The organism is Aminobacterium sp. EBM-42 (genome assembly GCF_001896635.1).
GTDB classification, from domain to species: Bacteria; Synergistota; Synergistia; order Synergistales; family Aminobacteriaceae; genus Aminobacterium; species Aminobacterium colombiense.
This window is the reverse complement of record NZ_MPPC01000030.1, coordinates 1-8,737: the sequence shown is the minus strand read 5'-3', so window position 1 is coordinate 8,737 and position 8,737 is coordinate 1. Positions and strand designations below refer to the sequence as shown.

The window sequence follows — 8,737 nt, the reverse complement described above, 5'->3', positions numbered from 1 at the left end:
TCGGCGACAGGGTGAAACTGCTCTGTTGAACGAAGAATCCGCTAAATTCATGGTTACAGACCGGCTCGGGGATGTTTACACAAAATTTTCCGCACTACCCATTAGAGGTTGTATCGTTTTTCCAATCTATTACCTTGCCTTCCTGCAAATAGACAGCTTCTTTACTCATATATATCCCCCCTCCTCTATGCTCCAGGATTCATTACAAGACCACGCCAATCAACTGCTTTTGCGCCAGCTTCAATACGCACCTTGTATTCCGTTCCATCGACAGACCAGCCCTGTCGCTGCTCAAGGTACGGTGCTTTTGCACCGTTCAAGAAAAACATCCTGACAGTTTTTCCCTTTCGAGCGGCTAAATACCACGCTTTTTGACTAACGTCATCAAGTCTCGGGTCGAAAACCAATGTAAAGTAATCCTTTGCGTATGGGTTTGCACCATTTCCCATTGCAACGCTCTGCCCTGTATCTAAGGTAATCGTCATTGGAGATTGCTCTTGTGCAAAAAAACGCCGAGCAACGGCTTCAAGAGCTACTGGAGCAATAAAAAACATTGGACGAATATTGAGCCTACGCTTTCCACCAATATCTTTTTGGCTTTTCATAGCTTCGATAGCCTTTCCAAGAGCTTCTATTGTTGCTTCAAAATTTGTAAAACTGATGCCGGCAGCTGTCATTAAGTTGCCGTGATTTGCATGAAAGAGATCCTTTCCATCACCCATTTTGGGATTACTGGTCAAGGCCGCATATGCGATGTCTCCTAATTTTCTACGAGCAGCTTCTCCCATACGCTTCGGTATATCTGTAATTGCTCCAAGATCATCATTTACGATAGCCTCTCGGGTAATAGAGAATAATTTACCGAATTTGGCCACCTGATATTGTTCAAAAGTTTCAGAGATTTCGGCATATTTATATTCGCCACCTTCTCTGACTTTATCTAGATCAGTCAAGTCGCCGGCACGAGCTGTAGTGTGGATTTTGAAATCACTCACAACCCCCGTGTCGTCAACCCAAATAGGCCATGTTTCTTCCTCGCTCTCCCACCCTTCCATAAGGCTTAAATTAGCTGTTCCACCCAAAATAACGGGAAGATCGGAGGTAGTAAGAGCTCTCCCTATCATTTCCATCATGTCGCCCCTTGTACTTTCTCCAGATTTTGCTAATGCTTCGCGCGCCAGCTCACGCAATGAAAAGCTTCGTAATTCATCTGCTCCAGGTGCAAATTTGGCGATTTTAAGACCACCACGAAGACATAATGCGTCACGGGCAGCATTTCTAAATTTTTCCTTTTCATCTAAGGTAACAACAGCAGGAGCTAATGCTTTTCTTTCTTCCGCAAGTTTATCCATGACTATTTTTCGAACCATTTCTACCGAATCGCCAGATCTAATATGCTCGCTGAGATCCATTTCAAATCTTTGCCCCATTGCCAATATTTCCGCAGTGCGAACACGCTCATCTCTTGTTACGCGGTCTATATCTTCTGGTGAGACTCTCTCTACTACATCCACTCTCTCGTTAGGCTTTGGCATTGCGTTATCCCCCTCCTCATCTAAACTTCTACCTACGCCAACAGTTGCATCTGCTGGAACAGATGCAATACTTATCTCAAGTGGTTCCCACTTTCTCGCTATCTCGCAAGGCCCTGTGAATCGGCCGCATGTACTTATTTCGTCTCCATCAACTATTTCCCAATTTGTTACACGGTAACCGACAGAAACGCCTTTAAGTGTATTGTTTACGACCTTTCTAAAAATTTTTTCGCTTTCTTCATCGTCATCAAAGCGAACTTTTGCTCTGCATTTTCGTTCATTTTCATCAAGCCACGCAGACTCTATTGCACCTATAGGAACGTCACTCTTATGGTTCCACAACAACACCCCCATCTCATTGATACGGGTTAAATCAACATTGCCTTTTTCATGCCCTAAAACTTCTTGCCACGAAGAAAGCCATCCCTGTCTAGTCACTATCGCTTCAGACGAAAAAGAGAGCTCAACGGTTCGCGAGCTCTCGTCAATATTGTCTCTTTCTATTTGATACTCTCTGTACAACGATGTTTCTTTTAAACGTTCTTTTTCTTTCCTATTTGCTATTTTTGGCAATAGAGCCGACCTCCTTCATTAACCCTATTTTTTCTGCGTATTCCTGCTCACGACGGATTTGGTCAAGTATTTCCTGCCAATCCTTACCTCTGGCTGCACATATTTCAGATAGAGATGTAATACCCATATCAAGTTCTTTCTGCATTCCAGCAGCTTCCTTTAGGGGATCTACAAATTGCCAACCAGGCGTGATCCATACGGATTTTGTGTACCTCTTTATGTTCGAAAAATAATCAGGGATACGAACCTTACCAGCCAACACACAAGCAGTTACAAATTCTGGCCATATCGGCCTACAGAAATGATCTTTTATAAATTGCTGTAAGACCTTAAAACCTTGTCTATCTTCAAGATGTGCTTGCCGCGCACTGGAATAATTCACCTGTGACACATCTCTAGAGATCATTTCATACGACTGACCGACCCCTGCGCCAGAAAGGCGAAGCTGCATCTGAATAAATTCATTTGCTTTTGTGTTTGGTCGTGGTGGATCAGAAAAAGAAACATCCTCACCTGGGAGAAGATAATCTATAATCCCAGGCTCCAAAGTTTCTCGACGCTTACCATCTATTGTTCGTGATTGTCTACCAATCCGATCCCCAGGAGCTTTCGTTTTTACAAAAGCCGCAAAACATGCTGCTATTCGGCTAGCCATAAGTTCAGCATCTAAATATTCATCCATATCTCGCACACGACCCATAATCGGTGCAAAATAGGACATACCCCTGACCTGCTGAGGACGTTTTTTAATGAACAAATGTAAAATACGATCAGCCGAAATACGCTTAGAAGTGAAGTTTCGTCCTTTTAGAGGCAGGGAAAGCTCGTCTTCATAAATCCAATAAGCTAAGGGCTTATACTGATCGTTAACCTCTACCCCAGAAAAGACGCGTTTATTTTTTGCATAAGAATTGAAGGTATCAAGGGCATCAGATTCAAGCATCTGCAATTTAAATGGGAAATCGCTCGTATCGTAGACATTTAGGGTAAGAGAATCACCGTCTACGATCATGCGTCTAAGAGCCATGTTTTGTAATTCGTAAAATGTGCTTTGTTCTGTAACATCGCATGAATAAACCCATTCTTCCCAAAGATCTTCAAGGCGCTGATTCAGGTCTTCGTTGTCTGAACCGTCTTCGTTTTTTATTCGGGCTTGTGGGCGTATCCCCTGTCCTATTACATTTCGCTCAAGAGCAAGCAACACACTATTCCCAATTTCACTATTGCGTTCAAGATCTCTTGCTCTTGCCTTTATTCGATCTCGAAAAGCTGCATCTGTTTCTTCTGGCTTTTGGTTTACCGGTTCCCAGCCACTACCAAAACGATCCCACCTTGCTGCGTTATAGTTACGCATCTCTTGTTCAGCATGTCTATACGCCATGCGATAATATGCTTTTTCGGGGCTAAACCATGATATAACGCGGTCTACTAAATTAGGTTTTATTTCTTCAACCTTTCTTACCATGACACATACGTCCTTGACCCCATAGATTGCATAGCAACTTGCTGACGCAAATAATCAATCCTATTCTGCACATGTTCGATATTTGCTCGCCGAAGTCGCATTGTTCCTATTTGATACTCCTGCCCTGCCAGTATTGCCCGCAAAGCTTCTTCGTACAGAGCAAGCTCCTCTTCATACGTCATGGACACCCTCCTTTCTGTTTAAACTCTCAACCAGCCTTCAGTTCTGGGAATCCATTCTTCTGTATCTGTTGTCTCTTCTTGTGTTTGTTGTGTATAGGCTTCACTGGATATTTCATCTTCTGCTACCAAATAACGAACACCTAAAACGTCAGCTGCAACAGCTGCATATACTTCAGCATCAAGCAAATGGTTTTGTGCATGTTGCGAAATCGGTTCCCATGATTGCCGCGTTCGTTTCGTTCTTTGATCGTAAAGTGTGATTTTTCGCTCAGCACAAATCTGATCAGCATATTCTCGAGAACAGTTTTTAAAGATCATCCAAGAACCATAACTACCAGGCTTTTTGCGTAACCTTCCGTGGATTAGACTCTTGTAATAATCTCCATCTGCTATCCATAGCTTTAATCCGCCGATTTCATCTTTATCAATACTAGATATGGAATATGGAGCTCGAAGGGGTTTTGAAGAACCTTTTACAGGTTTGCATACGTCAGAAAATATTGCACAAAAATCATAAACTTCATCTGTTCTATAACCACTGTCTATCATGGCTAGCTTGACTTGAAACGATATGCCTCCATCTTCGGCCTTATATTGTCTGTTGACAATCACATCTTCAACTTCTTGCCAATTTTCACAACGGCCATAATCGACAAGCCACGACGTGAGCCGTTCTCCCCATGCTCGTATTACATAAAACATATGTCCTTTTTGGATATCTACTCCTGCAGTAAGAACCAGAGCGTTATTAGGAACAATGCCTCTGGAATGAGTCCATGCTGCTTTAAGAACGATATCACTTTTAAGCGCAGTGGCCTTCTCTTCCCATGGTTCAGCCAACCATGAGTTAATAAAGTTCATAAGAGTTTCTGGAAGGTTCTTGCTACTAATGAACTCTGCTGCGACATCTCCAAACGTGAGCATTGGTGCATATAGAGAATTCCAATGGAAAGCAACTCTTCTAACAGGGCCAGTTGCCTTTTCCTTTGGAAGCCATTTCCCCTTCAATAACATTTCAGGTTTGTCTTTGTCATATATAGTTTTTTTGCAATGTTCGCATTCATACCAAGCTGAATCTCGTATCTTTTGTTCTAAACTGCGGCGTTCTTCTAGATTGTCACCAAGCTTGTCATATTTTTCGGTTAAATATTCTGCCCATTTTATTTGAGAAAACGAAAGTTTTTGAAGCTGGCCACAATGAGGGCATGGCACATAGTAATGCAGAATCAAATCGCTAGATCTCATGTATAGCCAAATCCCCTTATTACTCAATGTAGGAGTAGAAATATAAAGTATCTTTCTGTTACTGCTAAAAGACTTCGTCCTCTCTTTGCCCAATTTCAGCGGACTTGCTTCTTTTCCGCTAAAGGGAGGGTATTTATCAATTTCATCAAAAATAAGATATCTAACTGGCCGGCTTGCTAGGCTTGCTGGACTGTTAGCTCCAGCTAAGACAAGATACATTCCTGGGAACTGGAGCTCGAGGCGATCTGACTCATTATGCAAAAACTTCTCTCGGAGACGAGAAGATGCTTCAACCATCGGTTGAATACGGTTTTCACTCGTCCACTCCGCAATTTCCAATGAAGGATAAACGATAAGCGCAGAGCTGGGATCTTGATCGATTGAATATCCAAGACAATTCAGAGCAGCTTCTGTACCGCCACTTTGTGCCGCTTTACAGATCACGATTTCTTCTACTTCTGGATTAGTCCAATAATCCATAACATCCTTCAAGTATGGTGTAAAACTTGTACGCCAAGGTCCTGGCTTGGCAGATATTCGTCGATCTAATACTCTAAAACGATCTGCCCATTCTGAAACAGACATTCGTTCAGGGGGACGAGCTACTGATATTTCTTGATAAGACCAGTTAGGCAACACTCTCACCCTCTACGTTTCGAGGCGTGAATGGACCCTCTCTATAATATTGTTCCCATAACAAGTACGTTTCATCGTAAATTATCTTCTCTATCTCTCTCAGATTTCGACCAACCAAAATAGACGCAAGAGTTCTCGACCAAGTAAACATATTTGCCTTACAAACAGCTAATCTATTAGCCCACTCCGAATAGACTTCTTCTTTTTTCATGTAAAGGCCCTTCAGCTCTTGCAACCTTATTTTTTCCTGTTCTGCTTTCGCTTGTTTATATAAAGCGTCTGCTTTTGTTTTTAAAGCAATCCAGTTCTCATCTTCGACCTTACCGTCTTCAGATGTAACCTGTGAACGCCAACGCAATACGTCTTCTGGATTCCACCATCCTCTTGATTCTTGAGGACACCCCATTTTTCGCCATTCAAGCAAGGTTTTGGGGGAAACACCAAAAAAAGCAGAACAGCGTTTCGTAGAAAGCAATATCTCATCATCGTTTATTACTTTTACGTTTGCTTTCGGCATTTAGCACCCACCTCCACCCGTCTGTAAACTTTAGTTCAATTACCCAAAAACCATTTAATCTTTCAATTTCGTTGTTTTACATTTAACCCTTTTTTCATTTTTTTACCGGGAAAAACCCCGGGGTCGGCTACCCGCCTTAGTCTTTTTCTCCAGGAAGGACCCAAAAACCCCTAAACCTGCTCAACAACGGGCTTTACGAAGGCCTTAAAGTTTCAGAAGTCCTCTTATATGAATCTGACATAACTTATGTTCTGTAACATTCGCCAACTACAACTTCGAGCCGCATGAACACAGGCTTTGTTGCCAGTTATAAATGCCTTAATTTTGCGTTTATTAAAAAACTTATTTATATCGCTTATTTAATTCCCTGGAAGGTAACACTTTCATAGATAAAATCCTTCTGGACTTGATCAACGCAAATGTAGCGAAGCGTGTCCTTTGCTGAGTTGTGGCCATATATCTCTTGTATGGCAGCTATATCTTTTGTAGTTTTATAAGCCCAGTATCCCCATGTTTTACGTATAGTGTGTGTTCCTACTGATTCTTCTATTCCGCAGGCCTCTTTTGCCTCTTTAAGAATTGCGTACGCTGTTTGCCTAGTGATGCTTCTAAGACTTCCATCTTTGTTTCTCTTGCGTGAAATAAAAAGAGGATATTCCATCTCAGCTTCTTTAAAAGGTGTTAGATATTCTCTTAAAAAATCTCTGACGGGATTATTTATCTTTATGAGACGGGTTTTTCTTGTCTTGTTTTCTTTTATGTTTATGTGTGTTCGAATCTGCCTTCTGCCCCCAGGCTTTTCAACAAGAACATCTTTCACTTTTAGTTTTAGAAGATCCGTTATCCGCAACCCAACGTGTATTCCCATAAAAACCCAACCGTAATCTCTAAAATTTTTCTTATGAAGATATTTGAGCATCGCTTTAATTTGTTTTCGATCTTTAAGCGGTTGAACTGCATTCATATTTCACCACACGCCTGCCTCATTCGATTAATAGACCAGCCACGCTTTGCCCTTCGTTCACACCAACGGCGCATTAAATTTACGTCGCAAGGTTCTACGAGGGCAATAATCTCAGCGCCAAATTGGAGAGGTGAAAAACGCGCATTTGAAACTCCAATCCTTACGCGTTTGCGTTCAGGTATTCCCCATATGGCGTACATTCTTTTCCCTCCTCTATATAAGTAAGAGGTGAACGGGTACTCCCGCTCACCTCTTAGGCTATGCTGCTATTAGTTCATCCACTCTTTCCGTTGCAATTTCTGCATAAAGCGGATCCGTTATTACTGCATATAATTTTGTTATAAAGATTATTGGATGTATAAACCCCTCCTGCAATAAAAAGGCCCCGACAGAAGAATCTGCCAGGGCCTTTCATATTTATTTCCACACTACCATTTTAACAGTTTTAAAAAGATTATCAGCGGAACATTAAGTATATTATTAACGGAGTATCAGAGACTTTGAGTTCTCGTTAGCTACATTTATTTATTCAAACAGCGCCATTTGAAATCCTCCAATAGCCTCTCTTGCTATAGATAAAGGTACCAACTTTCGACGGCGCGTAACAGTTTTGTTATCAACACAATATTTATCAGCAATTCGGGATAACATGCTTTCGCTGTTGAGTCGCGAAGAAAGCGGGGTGGAAATAAAACGAATATGCTCAACAAATAAATTCCAATCTGACGGGAAAATTCTTCGGAATGACTGAACTGCCTCGACAACGACATCCCATGACCCTAGTTTTTCTATAAACGAAATGATCGTATCTCCTATGGTAATCTGACTAAAAAAGCCATCGGTATTTATGCTCATATCTATGTGCTCAATATCTGTTTCTTTCTGAATAGATCTTGCTAAATCAGCCCATTCTAAAGCAGATAGAGGAGGCCTTTCCCCCAAAAGGATAAGAATACCCGAGGGGTGATAGCTCACTAGTAATTCTATAATTGCAGCTAATTTTTCAACTTCATTCATTTTTGACCTCCTCTTTAAACAATACTAAATGTAACGTATGACTTTTCCCAGTTCTTTAGCTTTCTGTATTTCTGTCATTACTCCTATCGACCTTTTCCACCCATCAAGCCTTACAACCCACAGTTCATCGGCCCATTTTACGAATTCAATATCTAGGCCCTCCCAAAAGCTCCAATCTCCAGGTTGGGAATTCAACACGTAAAATAATCAGCTGTGCTATTCTGTCTCCATCTTTTACGGTTTGAGCTTCCCTAGAGTCGTTGTAAAGAGGAACACCAATTTCGCCTCGGTAGTTGTTATCAACTACACCTACGCAATTTGCAAGACGCAAGCCTTTAGTCGTTGCCAAACCAGAGCGAGGGAAAATAAAACCACCACATCTCCATGGTATGGCCATACGAACACCTGTAGGAACTTTGCATGTCTCCCCTGGTTGTATGGTATGTGTGCCCCGCGACTTAAGGTCAAATCCTGCATCATCCTTATGGTTTTGTTCAGGAATATAGGTAGTGCGGAAAATTTTGTGTAAACATCCCCGAGCCGGTCTGTAACCATGAATTTAGCGGATTCTTCGTTCAACAGAGCAGTTTCACCCTGTCGCCG

Annotated in this window: 10 protein-coding genes; all 10 read right to left on the bottom strand. The window is 41.8% G+C overall.

Features of this window, described 5'->3' with window-relative positions:
- Positions 1-185: 185 nt before the first annotated feature.
- Positions 186-2,108, bottom strand: coding sequence for a prohead protease/major capsid protein fusion protein (locus tag BUC50_RS09620; RefSeq protein ID WP_286677382.1), 1,923 nt, complete (start codon positions 2,106-2,108; stop codon positions 186-188).
- Entirely contained in the window at positions 2,089-3,573 is a 1,485-nt protein-coding gene (locus BUC50_RS09615; RefSeq protein ID WP_286677381.1) for a phage portal protein, read from the bottom strand. Before BUC50_RS09615 ends, BUC50_RS09620 begins: the two co-directional genes overlap by 20 nt.
- Positions 3,567-3,755: a DUF6148 family protein gene (locus BUC50_RS09610; RefSeq protein WP_286677380.1), complete on the bottom strand. Its 189-nt coding sequence runs from the start codon at positions 3,753-3,755 to the stop codon at positions 3,567-3,569. The genes BUC50_RS09615 and BUC50_RS09610 overlap by 7 nt, the downstream gene beginning before the upstream one ends.
- 18 nt (positions 3,756-3,773) lie before the next feature.
- Positions 3,774-5,639, bottom strand: coding sequence for a terminase gpA endonuclease subunit (locus BUC50_RS09605; RefSeq protein ID WP_286677379.1), 1,866 nt, complete (start codon positions 5,637-5,639; stop codon positions 3,774-3,776).
- Complete coding sequence (locus tag BUC50_RS09600) at positions 5,629-6,153, bottom strand: hypothetical protein (RefSeq protein ID WP_286677378.1); 525 nt, start codon at positions 6,151-6,153, stop codon at positions 5,629-5,631. Before BUC50_RS09600 ends, BUC50_RS09605 begins: the two co-directional genes overlap by 11 nt.
- A 355-nt stretch (positions 6,154-6,508) precedes the next feature.
- Positions 6,509-7,117 (bottom strand): tyrosine-type recombinase/integrase, encoded by a 609-nt coding sequence (locus BUC50_RS09595; protein ID WP_286677377.1) that lies wholly within the window; start codon positions 7,115-7,117, stop codon positions 6,509-6,511.
- Positions 7,114-7,317 carry a hypothetical protein gene (locus tag BUC50_RS09590; RefSeq protein ID WP_286677376.1) on the bottom strand — a complete coding sequence of 68 codons (204 nt, stop codon included), beginning with the start codon at positions 7,315-7,317 and terminating at the stop codon, positions 7,114-7,116. The genes BUC50_RS09595 and BUC50_RS09590 overlap by 4 nt, the downstream gene beginning before the upstream one ends.
- A 325-nt stretch (positions 7,318-7,642) precedes the next feature.
- Positions 7,643-8,134 carry a hypothetical protein gene (locus BUC50_RS09585; protein ID WP_286677375.1) on the bottom strand — a complete coding sequence of 164 codons (492 nt, stop codon included), beginning with the start codon at positions 8,132-8,134 and terminating at the stop codon, positions 7,643-7,645.
- A 24-nt stretch (positions 8,135-8,158) separates the two neighbouring features.
- On the bottom strand, positions 8,159-8,332 hold the full coding sequence (locus BUC50_RS09685) for a DUF1937 family protein (RefSeq protein WP_353743433.1): 174 nt from the start codon (positions 8,330-8,332) through the stop codon (positions 8,159-8,161).
- On the bottom strand, positions 8,280-8,636 hold the full coding sequence (gene dut / locus BUC50_RS09580; RefSeq protein ID WP_286677383.1) for a dUTP diphosphatase: 357 nt from the start codon (positions 8,634-8,636) through the stop codon (positions 8,280-8,282). Before dut ends, BUC50_RS09685 begins: the two co-directional genes overlap by 53 nt.
- Positions 8,637-8,737 lie beyond the last annotated feature (101 nt).